Here is a 24216-nt window from a genome sequence, read left to right as displayed (position 1 = left end):
ATTTTTGTACGAATTTGGGGGAGGGCTTATTCAATTAGGTCTTTCCCAAATGTAAAAATTAAACCCCATTAAGACTTAGTTCAATAAATTAGAAATAAACTACAGTCATAGGATTTATACATTAAATTTAAAAATTAGTTAACCCAAAATTATAAAAAAAATGCTTTCATTTGACATATTTTCGTTCATTGAAAGTATGAATTTTGTATATCATTTGGGGGACACCACAGTCAACTCTTAGGCATATAGACTTATAAAATATAGCGTGTTAACTTTGGTGAAATTAGACCTAAAATTAAACTTTTACTCCCTAAATTTACCAAATTTTACCTTGCGTCTATTGCCAAAATTAAGACCTTATTGCTCAAAATATGATAAAATACAAAAAAATTTGTGTTTACCTTAGATCCCAGACCACCAAAAATACCTATAACATTTTCTACCCCTTAGTTTGTATTTAGGTACAGAGAATTGCGGTTTTTGAGCATAAGGTTCTAAAAAACAACACTAGGATACTATGGCAAAACTTAAGTTACTTTTTACTAAAGATTACACAAAAGTTAAACTTTAGTAAGCTCTTAAGTTAGATTTGTTACTTTTAACACTTAATTACATACGCTAGGTTAAAGGTTTTATTTTTTGTGATCCGACTGGGGTTTTATCATTTTTTGACAAAACTCTATCTTATGAACAAACAAAAATAACCATCAATTTATTCTTAACCTTTAAGCTTCTAAAAAAAACTTTAAGCTTTGGCTAGATATTTTGCCTACGCTTATTTTTACTGTAACTAAGGTTAAAGTAATTATTGCCGTTTCTGTTTTACATATTTTTAATCATATCCTCACAACAAGGTATTTTTAATGAAAGATTTAGTTTTAATCCTTAATAGTGGTTCTTCTTCAATTAAATTTGCAATTATGAACCCTGAAAGTGGTGAAGTTTTCTTATCAGGTTTAGCTGAAGCTTTATGCTTACCTGAAGCACGTATTAAATGGAAACTTGACGGTCAAAAAGGTGAACAAAACTTAGGTGCTGGCGCTGGTCATGCTGAAGCACTAAACTACGTAGTAGAGAATTTATTAAAAGCTAAACCAGAATTATTAGAAGGTTTAGTAGCTATCGGTCACCGTGTAGTACATGGTGGTGAGAAATTAACTAAATCAGTATTAATTACTGATGACGTTGTAGCACAAATCCAAGAAGCTGCAGAATATGCACCTTTACACAACCCAGCTGCATTACTAGGTATTAAAGTTGCAACTGAATTATTCCCAGCTTTAGCAGACAAACAAGTTGCAGTATTTGATACAGCATTCCACTCAACATTACCAGAAGAAGCATACACTTATGCAATCCCTTACGAACTATATGAAAAACATGGTGTTCGTCGTTACGGTATGCATGGTACTTCACACAAATACATTACCGAGACTTTAGCAAAAATGATCGGTAAACCAGTTAACGAAGTGAACTTAATTAACTGTCACTTAGGTAACGGTGCATCTATTTGTGCAGTACGTAATGGTGAATCTGTTGAAACTTCAATGGGCTTTACTCCCACTGAAGGTTTAGTAATGGGTACTCGTTCTGGTGACTTAGATCCAGGTGCAATCAAATACCTATTCAACAAATTAAACTTAACTGCTGATTCATTTGATAACTTAGTAAACAAACAATCAGGTTTATTAGGTATTACTGGTGTATCTTCAGACTGTCGTTATGCTGAAGACAACTACTACACTGACAAACGTGCTAAATTAGCTTTAGATGTATTTGCTCACCGCGTAGCTAAATACATTGGTGGTTACTTAGCTATCCTAAACGTAGACTACATCGACGCTATTACTTTCACAGGTGGTATTGGTGAAAACGCTCCACACGTACGTAAATTAGTAATCGATAAATTACGTCTATTAGGTTACCAAATTGATGATCAACGTAACACTGATACTAAATTTGGTAAAGAAGGTGTAATCTCTAAAGATAACACTCCAGTAATTATGGTAATTCCTACAAACGAAGAATTACTAATCGCTCAAGATACATTCGCATTAACTCGCGCATAATTGCATTCGAGCATTTGTCTATTTACAAATCCTATTTACAACTCAAGTCTGGATTACTCCAGACTTGAGCCTCTTATTCAAGGTAGATACAACCAAGAACTACTAGGTTGTTAGCTAAAAATCTTTTAGGTTACTGACTAGAGTTTATCAAGGCAACTCTAGTCAGTAATAACAATACTAGTAATACAACAGAATATAATCAATCACCCTTTGCTTGGCTGTATTACATATTTTTTTTAATATTTTATTGGTTTATTAAAAATGTCATTAAGAACAGTACTGTTCGCTCCTACGAACAAAGAAGCACAAGTAGAAAACTTAGTTCAATTTGTTGCTAAAAAACATCAAGATCGTGGTAATAAAGTAGCTATTTTACGTGTATTTGAGGTTGAAAATGATCCTCTAGCTGCTGCCGGTTTTGAAGTTAAAAGCGCATTCTCATTACAAAAAGCAGTAGAAAAAACTGCAGCTAATGATACAGATGCTCTTTTCGATAAACTAGTTAACCTGCAAGATTCTTTTGCAGCTGATACACAAGTTCTCTTAGTAGTTGGTGAATTACATTACCTATTAGGTACTGATTTCAACTACTCAGTAGCTACAACTTTAGACGCTGATATTGTAGTTGTAGATAAGAGCTTAGCTGCTACTTACAACGCTTTAAGTGCGCAATTAGGTGCATTTGTTGCCCAAAGCTTAAACGGTAAAAACACTGATCGTTTATTAGGAGCTGTAGTAACTTCTAATTTAGCAAGCTACTTACAACAAGACTGGAATCTTAAAAATCTACCGTTATTAGCAGTAAATAAAGACGGTCAAGATTACGAAGTTTTAGATAATTTACTTGGTGAATTAACTAAAATTGAACACGAATACCCACGTATTTCTCCAGCACGTTTCCGTTCTTCATTAACTTCTTTAGCAGCGTCAAACTTACAACGTATCGTATTACCAGAAGGTGACGAACCACGTACAGTTAAAGCTGCGATTCAATGTACAGAACGTAAAATTGCTGAATGTATTCTTTTAGCTTCACGCGATGCTGTACGTGCGCAAGCAGATAAATTAGGTTTAACTTTACCTACTGAATTAAAAATTATCGACCCAGCAAACGTACGTGACAAATATGTAGCACGTTTAGTAGAGTTACGTAAAGCTAAAGGCATGACTGAAGAGTTAGCAGTTAAACAACTACAAGATAACGTTGTTTTAGGTACTATGATGCTTGAAGCTAACGAAGCTGACGGTTTAGTATCAGGTGCGGTACACACGACGGCTAATACTATTCGTCCACCAATGCAAATTATTAAAACTGCACCAGGTGCTTCAATTATCTCTTCAATTTTCTTCATGTTAATGCCTGAAGACGTATACGTATATGGTGACTGTGCGGTAAACCCAAATCCAAGCGCAGAACAATTAGCTGATATTGCTATTCAATCAGCTGACAACGCTAAAGCATTTGGTTTAGACCCACGTGTAGCAATGATCTCTTACTCAACTATTGATTCTGGTTCAGGTCCAGATGTTGATTTAGTAAAAGAAGCTACAGCTCTAGTACGTGAAAAACGTCCAGATATCAGCGTTGAAGGTCCATTACAATACGACGCAGCTGTTGACAAAACTGTAGCAGCTTTAAAAGCACCTAACTCTAAAGTAGCAGGTAAAGCAAACGTATTTATCTTCAAAGACTTAAGCTGTGGTAACCCACTATATAAAGCTGTACAACGTTCGGCCGATGTAGTATCAATTGGTCCGATGCTTCAAGGTATGCGTAAACCTGTTAACGACTTAAGTCGTGGTGCTTTAGTAGAAGATATTGTGTACACTATTTGCTTAACAGCAGTACAAGCAATTAACGCTACTAAATAAGTAAAAATTCATTTATAAAATATTTGTAACAATTCTTTTAATGCTTAAAGAGATCTAGTTAATGCTAGATCTCTTTTTTATTTACCATCTTGGAGCTTTTGATATAATAACAAACGTTTTTAATAGCATTTTCTACCTATTATTAACAGTTTAAGACTATACACCAAATTCAAAGAGAACACTAGTATCCCCTATCCTCGACTAGTGTTAAGGGAGGCCTCTATGGATAGAAAAGTTACGGAGATGATTCGTAATAATCAACGTTGGGCAAGAAAACGCATTAAACATAATCCGAATTACTTTAAAGAAATGGCACACGGACAAACGCCAGATACTTTATGGATAGGTTGTTCGGATTCACGTGTACCAGCCGAAACGCTTACAGGTAATCATCCTGGGCAATTATTCGTACACCGTAATGTTGCTAATATGGTTATCCATACAGATCTAAATTGTATGTCAGTAGTACAATACGCTGTTGAATCCCTAAAAGTAAAAGATATTATTATTTGTGGACACAGCAATTGTGGAGGAATTAAAGCTGCAGCCAGTAAAAAAGCTACAGGCTTAATTTCAAATTGGTTAATGCACATTCAAGATTTGTATACGCGTAATCAAACTTTACTTAACTCTTTAACTGAAGAGCACATGCTCGAAGTGTTGACGCGCCTTAATGTTGCCGAACAAATTTGGAATCTTGGACGTAGTTCGATTATTCAAGACGCATGGGCTCGTGGACAAGAATTAACTATTACCGGACTAGTGTATAACATTGAAGACGGACACTTACTCGAAGAGGGTGTTGAAGCTACTAGTCCTGAAAACTTAGAGACTAATTACCGTAATTATTTAGCTCGTCTCTTAACTTTAACCGACCAAGATCTAGACGCTGAAATCATTGAACGTCATCGTCAAGATATGGCTGCAAATGAAGAAGATGAGTCAAACGAAGAGTTTCCTCTAAGTTATTACTATTAAGATTTTTACAGTAAAAATAAGTCGTCAGTTATTTACTGGCGACTATTTTTTGCATTTGCTGCAAAAACTTAAGTTGAGGTTTTCAATTTAAGGTAAGATATATAAGTCATATGCACAAATTTTTCCAGACATTACATATGCCGAAAATTTTTAACTTTTCATTTCTTTCTAAACTTACATTTTTAAGCACTGCAGCCTTAACAACCTTACTAGCTACAAGTCAAACTAGTCAGGCTTTTACGTTTGATAAATGGAATCTTCATGCCACGACATTTTATGGGACTTACTCGCATAATCGTGGACAAGGACTTACTAAGTTCACTAATTCATTTACCAGTAGTAAAAATGCTGCTTATGGTTTTAGTCTAGAATTTGGACGTTTATATACCTTTTATAATACCCCAAGCCTTAAAGATACAGCTTTTCGTAAGTTTGTCGTTGGAGCCGAACTCTCATACGCTTATTTAAATAGTTCAGACTCCCAAACTGTAGTGAATACAGAAACGGGCACGACTTACTATAAGTCTCAAGCGCATAAAAACCTCATTAATTTAGGTGGGTTTTTCCGCTATTATCTTTGGGACACGGTATATTTAAAATATTCTTTAGGTTATAACCAAACCTTTGGTTCTGAATCAGCGACTATGACCAATAGTGAGTTTGCAAGCCATTTTTATAAAGTAAAAACTAATATCCTAACACCATACACCTCTTTAGGTGTAGGTTATGATCTTGATAGTTTTACCGCTGGTTTAAAAGGAACATATGTATTTAAACATGGAGATCATGCTGCATATTACCTCTTAACCTTACATATTGGTTTCAATTATAGTTTTTAATAAAGACTATAATCTTGTCTCAATAGTCCTAACTTAATATTGCCTTCGTATCTTTATGACCAAAGAACGTTATTATGCGATGCGTCCACCAACAAGAGTTAAAGTTACGCGCCGAGGACGCACTCGTTATGTTTATTATGCCGTTGAATTTCAACGCTGCAATAAAAAAGACAATACTGGTACTTATGTAACTTCTAAACGCGTTTGTATTGGCAAATTTGTCGGTAGAAGTACTATGTACATCGAATGTAATCAGCGCTTTCCTGAACTCTTTCCTAATGCACTTATGTTTACTGCCGAAGAATATATTGCGCGCAGTAAAGGCTTTGCTAAAGCTTACGAGCAAATGCAAGCTTACCAAGAACAAAAACAACAAGCTCGTGCAGTTGCGCGTGAAAAAAGACGTTTAGCCAAAGCCAAAGCCAAAGCCAAAGCGCAAGAACAAGCGCTCAAAAAACCTCAAGCGCGCCGTGGACGTAAACCAGCGGTATTAAAAAAACTAGAGCAAAGTATGCTTGAGGCTGCTGTTGCATAAACTAGAGATTAAAGTAAGTATCGTTTTTAGGGTACTGTTTATTTGTCGTTTTTACTTAAGCTATAAATTTTAGTTTAAACTACCAACTTTGAGTAGTACCACTTACTACAACTCTTTTACAAAAATTAAATAATTTTAAAGGCACTATCATCCGATAGTGCCTTTAACTTATGTAAAATTTATGAGCTTGACGTTTGTGTCGAGAGCATTTCGCTTAAAGCATTTCGCTTAAAGCATTTCGCTTAAAGTATTTTGCTTAAAGTATTTAACTTATAGCATTTTACTTATGCAGCTTGTTGCGCTAAACGACGAGCATTTTCACGTTTAACTTCTAACCCAATACAAATGCTTGGTAATGAGATAAAAATAAAGTTAATCGCTTGTTGTAAAGATTGATTTGCGCCTTCGTATGCAGATTCTTTAAATGATTCGTTAGCAGTTTCATCTGCGCTATCAGATACTTCTTTAAATACTAGTAAAGATTTGTTGTAAGCTTTAGCCACTTGCGCAATCGCAGCACATTCCATATCAAAGCATAATAGTTCACTAGTTGAACCTGTTGCTATTTGAGCTTCTTTGACATTTTCTACAATGCGATTTTTTAGGGCTGTGTCATTAATGAACATATCAGTTGTAATAATACGTCCCATTGCACAACGTCCAGAGTAACGTTTGTAGTCTTCTAATAAGCGAGCGGTAAATTTAGCTGGCATTTTATAGAAAACTTCATCACGTGGCACTTGACCAAATTGATAATCAAAACCACGTACATCTACGTCACCATAGCTTACAGAATCAGCTAAGTAAATGGTATTTGGTAAGCATGGACCAATAGCACCAGCAAAACCATAGTTAATTAGCATATCCACTTTAAATTGTGAACAAACTAAGGTAGTTGCCATGGCTGCATTTACTTTACCAATGCCCATTAGGCATACTAAGCATTTTACTTTTACTTCTACGTCACGAACTTCGGTTACAAGTTCAATAGTTAAAAATCTGGTGTTACCAATACGTTCAGCCGAGTCAACAAAGTCTTGTAATGCGTCTTCTACATTATCAAATTGACCAGCTTCTACGCTAGCTTCTAGTCTTTCCAATAAATAATTGTCTTGGCGAATTAAGCTCATAGCTTCTTCTTCCATGGCAATCATAAAAGCTAAGTCATATTGGGTATCTTTAATGCTCATATCGGATATGGCCTTTTCTTGAATGCAAATATATATTTAAGTAAGTTACTTTTGACTAGGGTGTAACTTGTGAAACATCGTTTATTTGCTCTAATTTTATCATATTTGGGCTAAAATCTTGGAATAAATTGCGCTTAAGATCATAAACTCCCTATTTACTCTTACCTTGGCATGTGCTAAGTTATATAAGTGAGTCTCTTGCTGACAAATAATTTATAAGAGTTATTTATCCAACTAAGAGGGCTCTTTTAATTTAGATTGTACTAATCTTTAATAGACGGTACTAATCTTTAGTACCTACGATAGTAATGCTTTTTTTGGCATTACTATCGTAGAATTTTATTTACTTATTGTTTATTTGCTTGTTTTTGATGGAGAGAAAAATGCCAATTTTAAGATCAGCGACTAGTACGCAAGGTCGCAATATGGCTGGGGCACGTGCTTTATGGCGTGCAACAGGAATGACAGACAATGATTTTGGTAAACCTATTATTGCCGTTGTAAACTCATTTGTCGAATTTGTACTAGGTCATGTCCATTTACGTGAAGTAGGGAAATTAATTGCAGATCACATAAATAAATCTGGACGTACTGTTGCTAAAGAATTTAATACTATTGCCGTAGATGATGGCATTGCGATGGGACATGAAGGAATGTTATATTCTTTACCCTCGCGAGATTTGATTGCTGATTCAGTAGAATATATGATTAATGCCCATTGTGTCGATGCCATGGTATGTATCTCTAACTGCGATAAGATAACTCCAGGCATGCTTATGGCTGCCATGCGTTTAAATATCCCTACTATTTTTGTTTCAGGTGGTCCAATGGAAGCCGGCAAAACTAAGTTCTCGGATAAAATTATTCGTGTAGACTTAGTTGATGCCATGATCCAAGCGGCTAATCCTACTTGTAACGATCAAGAAATTGCTGCCATTGAAAAATCAGCTTGTCCAACTTGTAGCTCATGCTCGGGGATGTTTACAGCTAACTCGATGAACTGTTTAACAGAAGCTTTAGGTTTAAGTTTACCAGGTAATGGTACTTGTTTAGCTACTCACGTAGAACGTAAAAATCTGTTCTTGCAATCAGCCGAGCGTATTATTGACTTATGTGAACAATACTACTTCCAAGATGATGAGCGAGTATTACCACGTAATATTGCTTCGTTTAAAGCTTTTACTAATGCCATGTGTGTCGATATTGCTATGGGAGGCTCTTCAAACACCGTTCTCCACTTACTCGCTGCTGCACAAGAGGCCGAAGTCGACTTTACCATGGAACATATCGACGCTTTAAGCCGTAAAGTTCCATATCTTGCTAAACTTGCTCCTAATACTAATCAGTACCATATCGAAGATGTTCATCGCGCTGGTGGAATTATGGCGATTATGGGAGAACTTGCTCGTGCAAATCTTTTACACTTAGATACTTTCTCGGTTCTAGGCATGCCTCTAGAGCAACAATTAGCAACCTATGATGTAATGCAAAATAATGATCCAGCCCTTCATCACTTCTTTAAAGCTGGTCCGGCAGGTATTCGCACCACTAAAGCCTACAATCAAGATTGTCGTTGGGATAATCTAGATCTAGATCGTGCTAAAGGCTGTATTCGTGATATCGAGCATTGTATTTTCCCAGATGGAGGTTTAGCAGTATTATCTGGTAATCTTGCACCAAATGGCTGTATTGTTAAAACTGCTGGAGTGGATGAAAGTATTTTTACTTTTACCGGTAAAGCTATTGTCTTTGAAAGTCAAGAACAAGCAGTAGAAGGTATTCTTGGCGGTAAAGAGCAAGCTGGACATGTAGTCGTAATTCGTTACGAAGGTCCTAAAGGTGGACCTGGTATGCAAGAAATGCTTTATCCTACCTCTTATTTAAAATCCATGGGGTTAGGTAAGGCTTGTGCTTTAATTACCGATGGGCGCTTCTCTGGTGGTACATCTGGTTTATCAATTGGACATATTTCTCCCGAGGCAGCTTCAGGAGGCAATATCGCCTTAGTCGAAAACGATGACCTAATCACGATTGATATCCCTAAACGTAGTATTCATTTAAATATTAGCCAAGAAGAACTTGCTGCACGTCGTCAGGCTATGCTTGCACGGAATGAGAAAGCATGGCAACCGTTAAACCGTCAACGCCAAGTGAGTACGGCTCTGAAGATTTATGTGCATTTTGCAACTTCAGCTGATAAAGGAGCCGTGCGCGATAAAAGTAAACTAGCTTAAGCTCAAGTTTAAAATCGACTTAAACTAAGCTTAGACTAAAATAATAATTAAACTAATATTGTAATACAGCTCATACAGTAAAAATAACTTACTCCAAAGTACATAAACCGTCTTTTATTAAAATATAAATTACTTAAGCCTCACTATAATGCTAGTGAGGCTTTGATTATTCTAGTCGCTTAAGATTTTTAGGCTATAATAAAGCAAACTTTTTCTCTTATTTTTGTTTACTTTATGAACCAGATGTTTCGTTTTTTACGTTTTATATCTCTTCCTTTAATTTTCTTCTTTTTACATTTAAATCTTAGTCCCCTACAAGCACACCCCCACGCTTGGACAAGATTAAAACTGGTGGTAGTTAATGAACCACCTGCAAATTTAAAACTCAATTCACGTGACTATGGGGATAAAGTAGTTTACCCTACGTTTAAATTGCAAGCTAACCATACAGCCATTTATGGTCTGCTCTTTACTATGGAGCTAGATAATATTTCTTCGGCACCTGTATTAGCGGATGTGAAAAAAGGTACAGATTTATTCTGGGCTGAAATTGCTACTAGCATTGAAGATAACAAATTCTTTACAATCGCTAAACTAAATGGTTTATCTAAGCAAGCTAAAAATCTTGAGTTTGCGCATGCAATTAGTATGGTAGATATTAAAATCAATAAACAAAATCGGGTCGAAGTGATTTATTTTGCACCATTTAAAAATGCAGTGATCTTAAGCGATAAAGACTATATTATGTTACAAACCTATGATCCGTCATATTATATTGATATGTCTTACGTTAATCACAAATCTATAACTTTTTCTAATCCTAAAACAATTCCTCAATGTTCAGCAGGGTTAGAATTAGCTTCTCCAAACGCAGCTATGGTGGATTACGCCAATTCCTTACCACCAGATGCTAGTCCTAATGACCCTAACATTGGACAATATTTTACCCAAACGGTGTATGTAGGTTGTCCATATACTCCATAACAACATGCAAAAATATATCTATGCCATTATTGCTATAGTAGTAATTTTATTTATTACGTTCTTTGGTTTTAATGCTATTTATTTTCGGATTGTTAATGTTCTTAGTAACTTTAACAATACTTTAGCTAACTTTTTAATGCAAGCCAAGAACAATCCTCATGCAGGTTTTATTCTCATGGGAATTAGTTTTCTCTACGGTGTATTACATGCTGTAGGACCAGGACATGGTAAATTTGTCTTAAGTTCTTATTCACTTGCAACTAATCCAAAGTTTTGGAAACTGGCTAGTCTTGGCTTTACTATTTCACTGTTACAAGGGGTAACAGCGGTAGTTATTGGTTCAGTAGTTTTATACTTATTTACGAGTTCTTCGGCTTATGTTTTTGCCATTAATGATCATTTAGGGCTAATTAGTGGCTTGATGTTAAGTACCTTAGCTATATTTTGGTTAGTGCGTAGTCTTATACGTTTAGTGAAGATTTATCGTTTAAGTAAGCAACATGCCACTACAGCAGCCAATACAGCTACAAACTCAACGACAAATAATACCCCAACCAAGAACACAACAAGTACCAGTTGTAATCATAGCCAATGCTCACATGAACATAGTCATGAACATAGTTATGCAGAGCATAAAGCTCATCATTGTTGCTCGCACCAGCATGAGGAGCATAAAGAGCATCATTGCTGTTCGCATCATCATGACGAACCTAAAGAGCATCATTGCAGCTCACTCCAGCATGATGAGCATAAAACTCATGAAGCATGCTCTTGTCCTGAACATAAGCATGACTCGCATACTTCAGCACATACACAACAAGATGGGAAGCAAGGTGAACACCATCATGAGCATGGTCAATCTTGTTCGTGTCATAACCATATAAACTGGGACGAATTTAACAAACTTGATAATTTACGTGATCGTATTCTTATGTCACTGTCAATTATTCTCCGTCCTTGTTCTGGAGCTTTAGCTATATTAGTTTTAGGTTATGCTCTTGATTTATGGTGGTGGGGTGTAGCTTCAGCTATGACTATGGCAGTGGGGACTGGTATTGGTTTAATTTTTACGGTTGAGATTGTAAATATTATTAAACGTTTAGGCTTTAATCGCTTTGCTGGTAAACCTAGCGCTGGTAATTCTATGTTTGTGCAAGGGGTTGTAGCGGCTATTTCTTTAGCGCTATTAATAGTAGCTGGACATACGGCATATACAAGTTATCAATCACAAGATAATTTACGTATTTATACCCGTGCGCAAAACAAACCTCTTTTACAACAAAATAATTCAAGTCCTAAAACCTTACCGCCTACTCCTAAAGATTAATCAATAAAAAGATCGAGTTTTTAAACTCGAGCTTTTTATTGATATTAAGAATGTAGTAAGATCTATTCTACTTTTATAAACCTGAGTTATCACCAGTGTAGATAGTATAAACTACACGAATTAGTAGAGCTAAAGCAATAAAGAAAATAATTGCTCCAGAACCGATTTCGATCTTACATCTAAATGATGGAATTGCAAAACGACGTGATAAGAAGTTTACTGCCGTTGCTAAAAAAGTCCACCACATAATCCCTAAAGCTACGTGTACCACACTTAGAATTAGAAATTGCGTTGTTTCTGAAAAACTAGAATCAGTACGTAAAAATTGCGATACCGAACTAAATAAGAAAATTAGAGCTTTAGGATTAAGAATATTTACGAAAAAGCCACGTTTAAAACATGCCATATTCGAAATTTCTTCGTTTTTATCTAATTTATAATAGTCAGCATCTGGAGTTTCAGCTGCTAATTGCGCCGCTTTACTTGCAGCTTTAATTTTACGTAATTCACCAATTGAACCAGCAATAATTTTTACTGCAAGGTAAATTAAGAATGCCGCACCTAAAGCTTGAATCCCTTTAAAGAGTAAAGGGTAATTTTTAAAGAGAGTTACTGCACCAATATAAGTTAAAAATAGGTGACAGCAAATCCCTAATTGAATACCTAAGCCCCCAAAAATCCCATAACGACGTTCTTTTAATGAAACCGACGTAATATATACAAAGTCCGGACCTGGTAAAGCTAATGCTACTATGGATATCACTATCCAAGCAATTAATAATTCATAACTCATAACACCATCCTAGATCTAACATTAGCTTAAAACACTAAAGAAACGAGTAATCCTAAACCAATAATGCCCAGACAGAAGCCGCCAATTTTTTCAAGGCGCACTCTGAACATAGCCGAAGCAAACTTATTAGCTAGATAACTAACTAAAAATGCTAAACAAATCCAATGAATAATCCCAAGGACTAAATTCACCAAACATAAAATAAATTCTTGATAGCCGACATTATTTAAACTGGTATCCACAAATTGCGGTAATACAGTCGCCATAAAGATAAAGCATTTAGGATTAAAAATATTACAAAGAAAACCTGTACGATAAGCTTGCCAGCCATTCATACTTGCTGAAGCTTCAATTTGTAAATCTTTATCTAAGGCTTTTAAATCTTTACCCTCGGCCTGTGCTTGGGCATAGAGGATTTTAATTTCTCGTTCACGTTTAAATACCGAAACTAAAATCTTATAAGCTAAATAAAGTAAATATAACGAACCTATAACTTGAATTGCTTTAAAGGCTGTCATATTGTAATTAGCAATGGTTATAGTACCAAAACAAGCAATCAGCGATTGACAGATTACCCCAGTCTGTAAGCCTAAAGCACACAAAATCCCTAGATGACGTGAGCGTAAACTTACGGAAGTGATACAGAAGAAGTCAGCTCCTGGCATAGCATTACCTACTATAACCAATAGCATCCAGCCAACTAATAAATCATAAGCCATACATTATCCAAACAAACAATAAAAACGCACCAAAGTGCGTTTAAATTGTTAATAAATTGTTATAAATTAGCAGTGTAGACTAAATCTAATATTACTTAATTCAAGTAGCTAATTGCTTTAGGCAAGTAAAACCAGTACTTTAAGTTCTAATGCAAGTTTAAGCTTGTACAGTTTTAGACGCTTTTTTGCTTTTTTGATTAAGCTCTTGTAAAGCGTTTTTTACTTGTTCACTTGAAATTTGTAATAGTTGTAAAAGCTCACGATAACTTTGAGTTACACGTGAATTCGGAATACGAATTTGTTTACTAAATACTGAGGCATGCCCTTCAATTTGTCCGGTTAAGCTAATAGCACGGGCTAAAAGATTGGCTTTATCCCCAGCTGGTAAATCTTTACAACAATCAGTAATGATCTGTAAGGCTAATTCTTTATCGTTAAAACAACGTTTTAAAGCACTAAGGTTATCGGTTAGTACTTTTTGAGGTAAATCGTAAGTATGAGTGATCGCGGTATGATAAATTTCTAGGAAACTAGCATCTAAAAACTCACGATCTGCTAATTGACTTGCCATAGTATAGATAGCTTGCATTTGCGAACCTTTAAAGTCATCACGACCGGTACGCACGCGGAAAACATATAAGCTAATAACACCTACTACTATGAGCACAATTATAGCAATGCTAATTTGCGTAATCATAATTGGTATTTTATTCTCCTAAAATCCTCTAAACTCTTAGAGGTACTTGTCGTCTACGGAGCTCTAGCCTAACGACAAACTAGGTTATATTATACCAGCTTTTAACCTCAATGTAATAGCTAGCTGCGACATAATTATGTTTTTATTGTCTATGTTTTTTATACATTTACAGGCATATTTAGTAACAGACAACTCTAGCTTTTTTAAGTAAAACTTTAATCCTTTTCAACGCACTTATCGAAGTAATATCTAAAATTGCTATTTAGAAAAATTGAGATTTACAATCCCTAGAAACGTTAATCTAGGGATTATAAATCTCTAGTTGTATCCAACTAATCAACTCATTTTGTAATAGTTGCTTTAGTCCAGCTTATTATTTAAGCGTTATGCAAACAACTATAGAAAAATAAATTATTTAAATACTTGCTTGAGTACCTGCTTAATACTGCTTAAGTAATACTTGAGTACTGCTTAACTATGCTTGGTAATCAAGTAAGAATTTGCTTAAAGTCAGTAAACCTTTACCCGTTGCCCCTACGGCAAACTCATTACCACCGCGGCGGTTAAACGTACTTGAAGCATCAATATGTAACCAACCTTGTTTGTAATCAGTAACAAAGTAACTTAAGAATGCAGCAGCAGTTGAAGCACCAGCACTTTGCATTACTGAACCTGTGTTACTAATAGTTGCTGTTGGTGAGCTTATTTGTTTACGGTGGAATTCAGCTAATGGTAAACGCCAGAATAATTCTTTAGTTTCATCTGCTGCAGCAAGCACTTGATTTACTAAAGCATCATCAAAACTTAATAAGCTATGATAATCCGTACCCACTGCTACTTTAGCAGCACCTGTTAATGTTGCTGCGTCTAAGATCACAGCCGGACGTTCACCGTTATTAGCAACTGAAGCTAATTGTAAAGCATCTGCTAATACTAAACGACCTTCTGCGTCTGTATTATCAACACTTACAGTTACGCCATTTGGATAACGAATAATGTCACCTAAACGGAAAGCATTTGAGCCCACCATGTTTTCAGCGCAACTAATAAATAGTTTAGTACGTTTATCAAGACCTGAAGCAATAGCTAAAGCTAAGGTTGTAGTCATTAAAGCCGCACCACCCATATCCGAACGCATGGTTGACATACCATCGCTTGGTTTTAATGAGTAACCACCTGTATCAAAGGTAATACCTTTACCTACAAGAGCAAAAGTTACTGGAGCATCTGCTTTACCTGTAGGGTTAAAGTCAACTTCAAGTAAGCATGGTTTATTTTGTGAACCACGACCTACTGTATGCACCCCTACGTAGCCTTTTTCTAATAATTGATCAAACTTAGTTAAAGTAAAGGTTAAAGCTTGCTCTTTACCTACCGCTTGCGCTGAAGCTAAGATACGTTCTTGCGCTTTAGCTGCTAAAGCTTCTGGAGTTAAAGTTTCAGCAGGTTCGTTTACTAAGTTACGTAAGAAAGTTAAGTGACTGTCTACGCGCTCAAAATCTTCTTTTACCGCAGCTGGGATCGTAAAGGTTTTCTTAGCTTGTAAATCAAAGTTTGGTTCATAGAAACCTTGCGCAAAAGCCGTACAAGCACGTAAACACATTTTTTCGTCTAACTCAAACTCACTAAATGGAGAAGTACGACAAGTACGACCTAGTTTACGAAACAGTTCTATACGTTCTTCAACTGAAATTTTTTCCGGCTGTCCTGCAGCATTTTCTTTAAGTACATAAACGTTATAGCTTTGTTCTTGTTCGTTTAGCACTAAAATTGGGTTTTGTCCTTTAGCATATTCTGGTACTAAAGACGGAATAACATTAATTTTAACCATTTTTTAAATCCTTAAGAGCATAAACTTTCACTGCTAAAAGTGAGGTTTAAGAAATAAAAAATTCTGTGTCTTTTTTATTGTACTCCTTTTTCTACGGATTGTCATTAACTAATCCATAATTTTTACATAACAAAGAACCCAGAGACTTCTCTCTGGGTTCTAAGTAATTAATTATAAATTAATTATTGACCTTTAACCGCTTTACGACCATAGAATGGAGCTTTAGCTTCACCTAATTGTTCTTCGATACGGATTAATTGGTTGTATTTAGCAACACGGTCAGAACGGCTCATTGAACCAGTTTTGATTTGACCTGCTGCTGTACCAACTGCTAAGTCAGCAATTGTAGCATCTTCAGTTTCACCAGAACGGTGTGAAATAACTGCTGTGTAACCAGCGTCTTTAGCCATTTTAATTGCAGCTAAAGTTTCAGTTAATGAACCGATTTGGTTGAATTTGATTAAGATTGAGTTAGCAATACCTTTTTCGATACCCTCTTTAAGGATACGAGTGTTAGTTACGAATAAATCGTCACCAACTAATTGGATTTTACCACCTAATTCGTTAGTTTGGTATTTCCAACCGTCCCAATCTGATTCATCTTGACCATCTTCGATAGAGATGATTGGGTATTTAGTTGCTAATTCTTCTAAGTATTTAGTAAATTCGTGAGAAGTAAATGTTTTACCTTCACCTTTTAATTCGTAGTTACCAGTTTCTTTGTTGAAGAACTCTGAAGAAGCACAGTCCATAGCTAAAGTGATGTCTTTACCTAAAACATAACCTGCTTTTTCTACAGCTTCTTTAATGCACTCTAAAGCTTCAGCGTTTGAACCTAAGTTAGGAGCAAAACCACCTTCGTCACCTACAGCAGTATTTAAACCTTTTGATTTTAATACTTTAGCTAGGTTGTGGAACACTTCAGAACCCATACGGATAGCTTCTTTGATGTTTTTCGCACCAACTGGTTGAATCATGAATTCTTGGATATCAACGTTGTTATCAGCGTGCTCACCACCGTTGATGATGTTCATCATTGGTAATGGCATTGAGTAAACACCTGGAGTACCATTTAACTCAGCAATGTGAGCGTATAAAGGTTGTTTTTTGCTTGCTGCAGCAGCTTTAGCGTTTGCTAAAGATACAGCTAGAATAGCGTTAGCACCTAAGTTAGTTTTGAAATCAGTGCCATCTAAGTCTAACATTTTTTGGTCAACTTCAGCTTGGTTTAAAGCATCTAAACCTAATAATGCTGGAGCGATTACATCATTGACATTGGCAACAGCTTTTAATACACCTTTACCTAAAAAGCGTGCTTTGTCACCATCACGTAATTCTAGAGCTTCACGAGAACCTGTAGAAGCACCTGATGGAGCAGCTGCTAAACCAACAGAACCGTCAGCTAAGTGTACTTCAGCTTCAACTGTTGGGTTACCACGTGAGTCGATAATTTCTCTACCAATGATTTTTACAATTTTAGAAGACATAATTAAACCTTTATATTTAATTTAACTTAACCTATTCCCAGTACAAAGAAAAAGTTTGCTAAATTGTCTACTCCTAATGTAGACCCACCTGAGAATAAGCTTCAGCGGTTGATTAATTTCGCATATTATAACCTATCCCACGTCTTAGTGGTAAAAAATAACATGCGATTAACATTAAACACTTACTTTTATTTATGGTTATTTGCCGTTGTATTTTACTGTATAGACTGCAAAATAGAAACTTTTTAGTGTAAAGAAGTGTAAGATCTAATTTATGAAATTAAAAATTTTAACTAAGGTTTTACCACGCTTGTAAATAACCATATACCTAACTAGGTTTATCCCTAAAACTCGTAAGGTTTACAAAATCTTGTACACTTATTAACTTTAGAATTTTAATTAACTTTAAAGCCGTTTTAATAGGAAGATTTGGCTCTTAATGACGCTCTAGTCCAGTAAAATTATACTCTTAGAAAAGATTAGCTTCAGTTGTCTAAACTAGGTAGAGAAGGCTGTCTAAAAAAATATTATGGAGATTTATTTAGCTATAGTTGGTGATTATTGATTAATAGCTAAGGCTTAATAGTTAGCAATAAGTAGTTTGAGGTTTGTAATTAGCGACTTTAAACAGTATTATCAGTGAGCCTTGTTTCTATATGCCTTATCTTTTTGTATCCTAGATTACTTTATCCGGACTTAATATTTTTAAGAAACAAATTAGAATATAAGATAGTTTTAACTTCAGTCTTTATCTTGATTTAGACTGTACTTGAGATACACCGTATCTAAAAAATGATAAAAGCTACGTAGTCTATTTCTATCGCTTATTCTTATTCAATTTTTATCGCTTATTCTTCTAACACTTAACCGAGATTACCGAGAGTAACTAATCATGCATGCATAACAACTTATTACCCCTATCCTCTTAGATACCCCTACTAAAGCAAGCTCAACGGACAAAATTAAATTCGTAAAATCTTTTTAGACAATCTATAGTAAAGTCATTACTAGATCTTTGCTGGTACTGATATTTATTGGACTAATTCTTGCTTAAATCTAGCCAAATCAGCCTTAAGCAAGAGTATTATTTGTGAAATATGTCTCAATAGACTTTAACTTTTATGCTTTTTATGTGATCTTAAGCTAAAGCAATAAAAGATTTCACAAATATTTACATAAAATTTAACAATTTTATAAAATTCACACAAGTTTCACAAATACCTTGTTACATTTAAAGAACTTTTAGTAGTGCATAAACGCAAAAAGAGAGCCGTTTCGGGCTCTCCTTTTAAAGGGTAAATTATTTACCACTTGCTTTTTGGTTATGATATTCAATACCAGCACGGATAAAGTCAATAAATAATGGTTGACCTTCACGTGGCGTAGAAGTAAATTCTGGGTGGCATTGACAAGCAATAAACCATGGGTGATCTTTTAATTCGATCGCTTCTACTAAACCGTGGTGTTCTGAAGTACCTGAAATCACCATACCATGCTCTTCTAAAGCTGGGATGTATTTAGAGTTTACTTCATAACGGTGACGGTGACGCTCTACCATGTTACCATTGTAAAGATCGTAGATGTGTGTACCTTTTTTCAGATCAATACGGTTAGCACCTAAACGCATAGTACCACCTAGTTGTTCTAGAGTACCAGTTTTAAGTACATCAACACCCCATTCAGAAATTAAACCGATTACTGGGTTAGTTGTATTGCTATCAAACTCTGTAGAGTTAGCATCTGTGTAACCACAAACATGGCGTGCAAATTCAATTACTGCTACTTGCATACCTAAGCAAATACCAAAGTAAGGAATTTTGTGTTCACGTGCATATTGAGCAGCAAGGATTTTACCTTCAACTCCACGGTTACCGAAACCACCTGGAACTAAGATACAGTCGTAACCAGCTAACATTTCGTCAGCGCCACGTGCAGCTACAGTTTCAGAATCTACGTAATGAATTTTTACTTTCGCGCGGTTAAATAAACCAGCATGTTTTAAAGCTTCGTTTACTGATTTGTAAGCATCCGGAAGTTCTACATATTTACCTACTAAAGCTACATCCACTTCGTAAATTGGATTAGCTTCTTTGTAAATAACTTCTTCCCACTCACGTAAATCAGGAGCTGGAACATTTAAACCAAAGCGTTTAACTAATAGCTCATCTAAACCTTGGCTTGATAATAAAGCAGGAATTTTATAGATTGAATCAACATCTTTCATGCTGATAACTGCTTTTTCATCAACGTTACAGAAAAGAGCAATTTTATTGCGTTCATGCACTGGTAAAGCTACAGTTGAACGACAAATTAAGATATCTGGTTGAATACCAATACTTAATAATTCTTTTACTGAGTGTTGGGTTGGTTTAGTTTTCACTTCACCAGCTGTTGGTAAATATGGAGCTAATGATAAGTGAATAAACGCAGTGTTTTGACGACCAACTCGGAATGATAGTTGACGTAATGCTTCTAAGAAAGGTAATGACTCGATATCACCTACAGTACCACCTACTTCTACGATAGCTACTTGGTGACCTTTAGCTGCTGCAATTACTTTCTCTTGAATTTCATTAGTAATATGCGGGATTACTTGAATAGTGTGACCTAAATAATCACCACGGCGTTCTTTACGTAAAACGTCAGAGTAAACTCTACCAGTAGTAAAGTTGTTTAACTTTGACATTTTGGTGCGAATGAATCTCTCATAGTGCCCTAAATCTAGGTCAGTTTCAGCACCGTCTTCGGTTACGAAAACTTCACCGTGTTGAATTGGACTCATTGTACCTGGATCGATATTAATATAAGGATCCATTTTTAACATGGTCACGTCTACACCACGAGATTCTAGTAATGCCGCAATTGATGCAGCGGCAACGCCTTTACCTAGTGACGAAACTACACCACCTGTAATAAAGATATATTTGGTTTCTGTATTTGAGGACATACTTCAATTATCCGAATTCTTTTATATGGTGAAAAAAAAATTATATTACGCTCTTTAAGCTGGCGCCGCGTTGCCTAACACTGCTGCTTAAAAAGAAGTAATCATAAATAATTTTCCCAAGCTAGATAACCTTTGATCCAGCATTTTAACAATACACTATTATATCATTACCTCATAACTAACGCAGACTTTTATTAAGTCATTGTTTAGTCTGCAAGTCAGTTATTTTTTCTTCATCGTGGCAGTAGAAATTTATAAATTTAAAGCTATATTAACAAGTGTCTCTATGCAGAAATTGCTAAGCTCTTAAAAACCCATAGAATAAAAACTCGACAAAACACTATCTTATATAAGTAAACGTTGGTAAATTTTCGTTTTATGACCTTGTAAATTGTTACTTTTAAACAGTCCGATTTACTGTCGAAACAATTCACTTACTACACCCTATACTCGATAAAATTGTGAGATGACGATCTTTACCCCTAAAAGGATTAGAATGCCGTATAATATAGAGGTTAAAATTGATTAAACTGTTTTAAGTATGCAACTTTTATCTTAAACCTTTGTCTAAGCTAAAGTTGCTAGGATTATTGTTTGTTAGAGTTTAGATTAAATTTTTGTGTAGACTTTTGTGTAGACTTTTGGTATTAGTTATAGTTTTAACTCTAATCAGATACTTTAAAGTTTGCAACAGACAACCATATAAAAGCAGCTTGGATTAATAATAAAAATAACAAGATTTGCTAAATCCAATAGTCTTTAGCTAACTCTCTTTTAGCTTTAATTTATCTTAAACTCTAGGTAAGTGACTTAAGACTAAGTTCTTTACCTAGCTCTTAAGTAGCTATGTTTGTAGTTAAAGTATTAGCTTTAACAATCTCTTTTTAGCTATCTTTTTATTTCTTTAAACGCCGGTATAAGGATCACTTATATCTCTATCTTCACTTATTTTTGATTTTGGAGGAGTAGGCTCTCTGGCTATTGCCTACTATACTTTACATGAAATTTTTAAAGCGTTGGAGTTTACACCGTTTTCCATGGTTTTTAGTGTTTTTTATTGGTGCAGGAACTAATGCCTACGCCTATATCATTCAAACCTACTTCCATGAAATGCCTTGTTATTACTGCGTAATAGATCGCTTTTACCTCTACATTGTGGCTTTAGGTGGTATTATCGGCATGATTAATCCGCGTAATTTATTTTTACGCTTAGTTGCTTGTTTAGCCTTTGTCTATGGTTCATTAATGGGTACTTACTATTCGTACTTACACTTAAATTTAATTGCTAAATTTAAACAAAACCCATTTACTTTAGACTCATGCCCGTTAGTATTCGATCACTTCTACGGTTTACCACAAAAATACTTCCCTAATATTTTTACTCCAATCGGTAACTGTAATGCAGGTGGTCCAAGTTATATGGGTCTAAACCTTGTTGAGTGGACTGCTGTTCTTTTTGTAACTCTAGCAGTTATTGCAATTTTAGTGTTAGTTTCACAAGTGCGCAGCATTCAACCAAAACGTCTAACTACAACTAAACCTTTTAGTATGAGATAATAGTCAACAGCACGAGATAATCGTGCTGTTTTGCGTAAACTAAAAGCAAAATTTCTTATAATAATTCGTATACTAATTTTGTACGAACTATAGAGAACTTATAGCGAAATAATTGTTTCACCCTCTCGATCTAACCATATGGCAGAAATTAAGTTAATCGTCGGATTAAACAATCCGGGTAATGAATATAAAGAAACTCGCCACAATGCGGGTAAATGGGTTATCGATGCCCTTTTAGATCGTTTTAATGGTCAATTAAAAACTGATAAAAAATTCTTTGCCGACGTCGGTGAAATTATGATTTATAATCATCGCGTACGCATTATTTGCCCAAATACTTACATGAATGCTTCAGGTAAAGCCGTAGAGCCATTTATGAATTTCTATAACATCATTCCAGAAGAAGTGTTAGTTATTCATGATGAGATGGCACTTGAGCCAGGTGAAGTGCGTTTTAAATTTGGTGGCGGTCATGCAGGTCATAATGGTTTACGTGATATCCATCGTTTTGCAGGTGATAAATACTGGCGCTTACGAGTAGGTATTGGTCATCCAGGCGATAAAAATAAAGTATCTGGTTATGTACTAGGTAAGCCATCTGCTGAACAACGACCTTTATTAGCGCAAGCGGTTGAGAAAGCTGCACGTGGTATCGAAGATGCCTTTTCACAAGGTCTTGATAAAACTATGAATACTTTTAATCAAAAAGGTAAATAATTATTAGCTTTATCATTGTTAATTTAATAATTCCTAAAGTTAACAATTTATAAAGCTAATACTTAGCAAGACTAGTAATTACAAACACTTATTTAATACGTAATCACTTAATACGTAACTAAAGTGTTCTTAACTTCTTTACCTTAGCTGCTGGGTAAATCAGCAGAGAAATGAAATACTTGCTATAATACAGCAGCAAAGATTTTTTTAGAGGATCATCCTAAGCTCATTGCCAGATGATCCTTTCATTTTGAACAAATAAGGATTTTCCCCATGGGTTTTAGATGTGGTATTGTTGGTCTACCAAACGTTGGTAAATCAACCCTCTTCAATGCTCTAACAAAAGCAGGCATTCAAGCCGAAAACTATCCATTCTGTACAATCGAACCTAACACTGGTATCGTTCCTATGCCAGATCCACGTTTATATGTTTTACAAGATATTGTAAAAACTGAACGTGTAATTCCAACTACTATGGAGTTCGTGGATATTGCTGGTCTAGTTGCCGGTGCTTCAAAAGGTGAAGGTTTAGGTAATAAATTCTTAGCTAACATCCGTGAAACAGAAGCTATCGGTCACGTAGTACGTTGCTTTGAAAATGATGATATTATTCACGTTAATGGTCGTATCGATCCTCTAGATGATATTGAAACTATTAACACTGAATTAGTATTAGCAGACTTAGAAGTTTGTGAACGTGCACAACAACGTCTAATTAAACGTGCTAAAGGTAACGATAAAGATGCTAAAGCAGAATTAGAAGTTATCGATAAATGTGCTGCAGCTCTAGCTGAAGGTACTTCTTTACGTGCAATCGGTTTAAGTGAAGATGAGAAAAAACTTATTAAAAGTTACAGCTTCTTAACTTTAAAACCTGTGATGTACATTGCGAATGTAAATGAATCTGGTTTTACAGATAACCCTTACTTAGAAAAAGTAGAAGCTTTAGCTGCTAAAGAAGGCTCAGTTGTTGTACCTATTTGTGCTGCTATTGAAGCTGAAATCGCACAATTAGACGAAGAAGAAAAAGCAGCATTCTTAGCTGATTTAGGTTTAGAAGAATCTGGTCTAGATCGTGTAATTCGTGCTGGTTATAAACTATTACAATTGCAAACTTACTTCACAGCTGGAGTTAAAGAAGTACGTGCTTGGACTATTCCAGTAGGTGCTACAGCTCCACAAGCTGCAGGTGTAATTCACACTGATTTCGAACGTGGCTTTATCCGTGCTGAAGTTACTGCTTATGATGATTTCGTAGCATGTAATGGTGAGCAAGGTGCAAAAGAAAAAGGTAAACTACGTTTAGAAGGTAAAGAATATATTGTGCAAGACGGTGATGTAATGCACTTTAGATTTAACGTATAATCCTAAAAAAGACGAGGCTTAGCCTCGTCTTTTTGCGTATATATCTAAATTTAAAATCCTAAAATCTCAAAATCC

At 35.3% G+C, this 24216-nt stretch carries 18 protein-coding genes; 11 read left to right on the top strand and 7 right to left on the bottom strand.

The annotated features are described in order from the left end of the window. Positions 1-863 precede the first annotated feature (863 nt). From CKF58_RS00295 to CKF58_RS00275, 5 genes are all read left to right on the top strand, one after another. On the top strand, positions 864-2069 hold the full coding sequence (locus CKF58_RS00295; protein WP_119529998.1) for an acetate kinase: 1206 nt from the start codon (positions 864-866) through the stop codon (positions 2067-2069). Between the two features lie 261 nt (positions 2070-2330). Beyond that, positions 2331-3941 (top strand): phosphate acetyltransferase, encoded by a 1611-nt coding sequence (pta, locus tag CKF58_RS08510; RefSeq protein WP_119529997.1) that lies wholly within the window; start codon positions 2331-2333, stop codon positions 3939-3941. A gap of 222 nt (positions 3942-4163) precedes the next feature. After that, on the top strand, positions 4164-4919 hold the full coding sequence (gene can / locus CKF58_RS00285; RefSeq protein WP_119529996.1) for a carbonate dehydratase: 756 nt from the start codon (positions 4164-4166) through the stop codon (positions 4917-4919). Between the two features lie 137 nt (positions 4920-5056). Next, positions 5057-5758 carry a hypothetical protein gene (locus CKF58_RS00280; RefSeq protein WP_119529995.1) on the top strand — a complete coding sequence of 234 codons (702 nt, stop codon included), beginning with the start codon at positions 5057-5059 and terminating at the stop codon, positions 5756-5758. Positions 5759-5813: 55 nt separating this feature from the next. Next, positions 5814-6293 (top strand): hypothetical protein, encoded by a 480-nt coding sequence (locus CKF58_RS00275; RefSeq protein WP_119529994.1) that lies wholly within the window; start codon positions 5814-5816, stop codon positions 6291-6293. A gap of 284 nt (positions 6294-6577) precedes the next feature. On the opposite strand, the gene mtnN is transcribed toward CKF58_RS00275, so the two are convergent. Further along, positions 6578-7483, bottom strand: a complete 906-nt coding sequence (mtnN, locus tag CKF58_RS00270; protein WP_119529993.1) for a 5'-methylthioadenosine/S-adenosylhomocysteine nucleosidase — start codon at positions 7481-7483, stop codon at positions 6578-6580. Between the two features lie 383 nt (positions 7484-7866). Here mtnN and ilvD point away from each other — a divergent pair, with 383 nt between their 5' ends. The 3 genes from ilvD to CKF58_RS00255 all read left to right on the top strand — a co-directional run bounded on the left by ilvD (position 7867) and on the right by CKF58_RS00255 (position 12028). Further along, the gene (ilvD, locus tag CKF58_RS00265) at positions 7867-9717 is read left to right on the top strand and encodes a dihydroxy-acid dehydratase (protein WP_119529992.1); all 1851 of its coding nucleotides are present in this window, start codon (positions 7867-7869) and stop codon (positions 9715-9717) included. A gap of 234 nt (positions 9718-9951) precedes the next feature. Further along, positions 9952-10701: a DUF1007 family protein gene (locus CKF58_RS00260; protein ID WP_119529991.1), complete on the top strand. Its 750-nt coding sequence runs from the start codon at positions 9952-9954 to the stop codon at positions 10699-10701. Between the two features lie 4 nt (positions 10702-10705). Then, positions 10706-12028: a nickel/cobalt transporter gene (locus CKF58_RS00255; protein WP_119529990.1), complete on the top strand. Its 1323-nt coding sequence runs from the start codon at positions 10706-10708 to the stop codon at positions 12026-12028. Positions 12029-12101: 73 nt separating this feature from the next. On the opposite strand, the gene CKF58_RS00250 is transcribed toward CKF58_RS00255, so the two are convergent. From CKF58_RS00250 to CKF58_RS00225, 6 genes are all read right to left on the bottom strand, one after another. After that, positions 12102-12821: a LysE family translocator gene (locus CKF58_RS00250; protein WP_119529989.1), complete on the bottom strand. Its 720-nt coding sequence runs from the start codon at positions 12819-12821 to the stop codon at positions 12102-12104. 26 nt (positions 12822-12847) lie between these two features. Further along, positions 12848-13540: a LysE family translocator gene (locus CKF58_RS00245; RefSeq protein WP_119529988.1), complete on the bottom strand. Its 693-nt coding sequence runs from the start codon at positions 13538-13540 to the stop codon at positions 12848-12850. A 157-nt stretch (positions 13541-13697) separates the two neighbouring features. Further along, positions 13698-14237, bottom strand: coding sequence for a hypothetical protein (locus CKF58_RS00240; protein ID WP_119529987.1), 540 nt, complete (start codon positions 14235-14237; stop codon positions 13698-13700). Between the two features lie 475 nt (positions 14238-14712). After that, positions 14713-16068 (bottom strand): aminopeptidase PepB, encoded by a 1356-nt coding sequence (pepB, locus tag CKF58_RS00235; protein WP_119529986.1) that lies wholly within the window; start codon positions 16066-16068, stop codon positions 14713-14715. 182 nt (positions 16069-16250) lie between these two features. Beyond that, positions 16251-17555, bottom strand: coding sequence for a phosphopyruvate hydratase (eno, locus tag CKF58_RS00230; RefSeq protein WP_119529985.1), 1305 nt, complete (start codon positions 17553-17555; stop codon positions 16251-16253). 1300 nt (positions 17556-18855) lie between these two features. Then, a complete protein-coding gene (locus CKF58_RS00225; RefSeq protein WP_119529984.1) occupies positions 18856-20502 on the bottom strand; it encodes a CTP synthase in 1647 nt (548 codons plus the stop codon). A gap of 999 nt (positions 20503-21501) precedes the next feature. Here CKF58_RS00225 and CKF58_RS00220 point away from each other — a divergent pair. The 3 genes from CKF58_RS00220 (at position 21502) to ychF (ending at position 24141) form a co-directional block, all read left to right on the top strand. Then, a complete protein-coding gene (locus CKF58_RS00220; protein ID WP_119529983.1) occupies positions 21502-22059 on the top strand; it encodes a disulfide bond formation protein B in 558 nt (185 codons plus the stop codon). Between the two features lie 138 nt (positions 22060-22197). Further along, positions 22198-22776, top strand: coding sequence for an aminoacyl-tRNA hydrolase (pth, locus tag CKF58_RS00215; RefSeq protein WP_119529982.1), 579 nt, complete (start codon positions 22198-22200; stop codon positions 22774-22776). 273 nt (positions 22777-23049) lie between these two features. Continuing rightward, positions 23050-24141 carry a redox-regulated ATPase YchF gene (gene ychF, locus CKF58_RS00210; protein WP_119529981.1) on the top strand — a complete coding sequence of 364 codons (1092 nt, stop codon included), beginning with the start codon at positions 23050-23052 and terminating at the stop codon, positions 24139-24141. Positions 24142-24216: the final 75 nt, after the last annotated feature.

This window comes from Psittacicella hinzii (genome assembly GCF_003585935.1).
GTDB lineage: Bacteria > Pseudomonadota > Gammaproteobacteria > Enterobacterales > Psittacicellaceae > Psittacicella > Psittacicella hinzii.
This window is presented reverse-complemented; position numbering and strand designations above follow the sequence as displayed.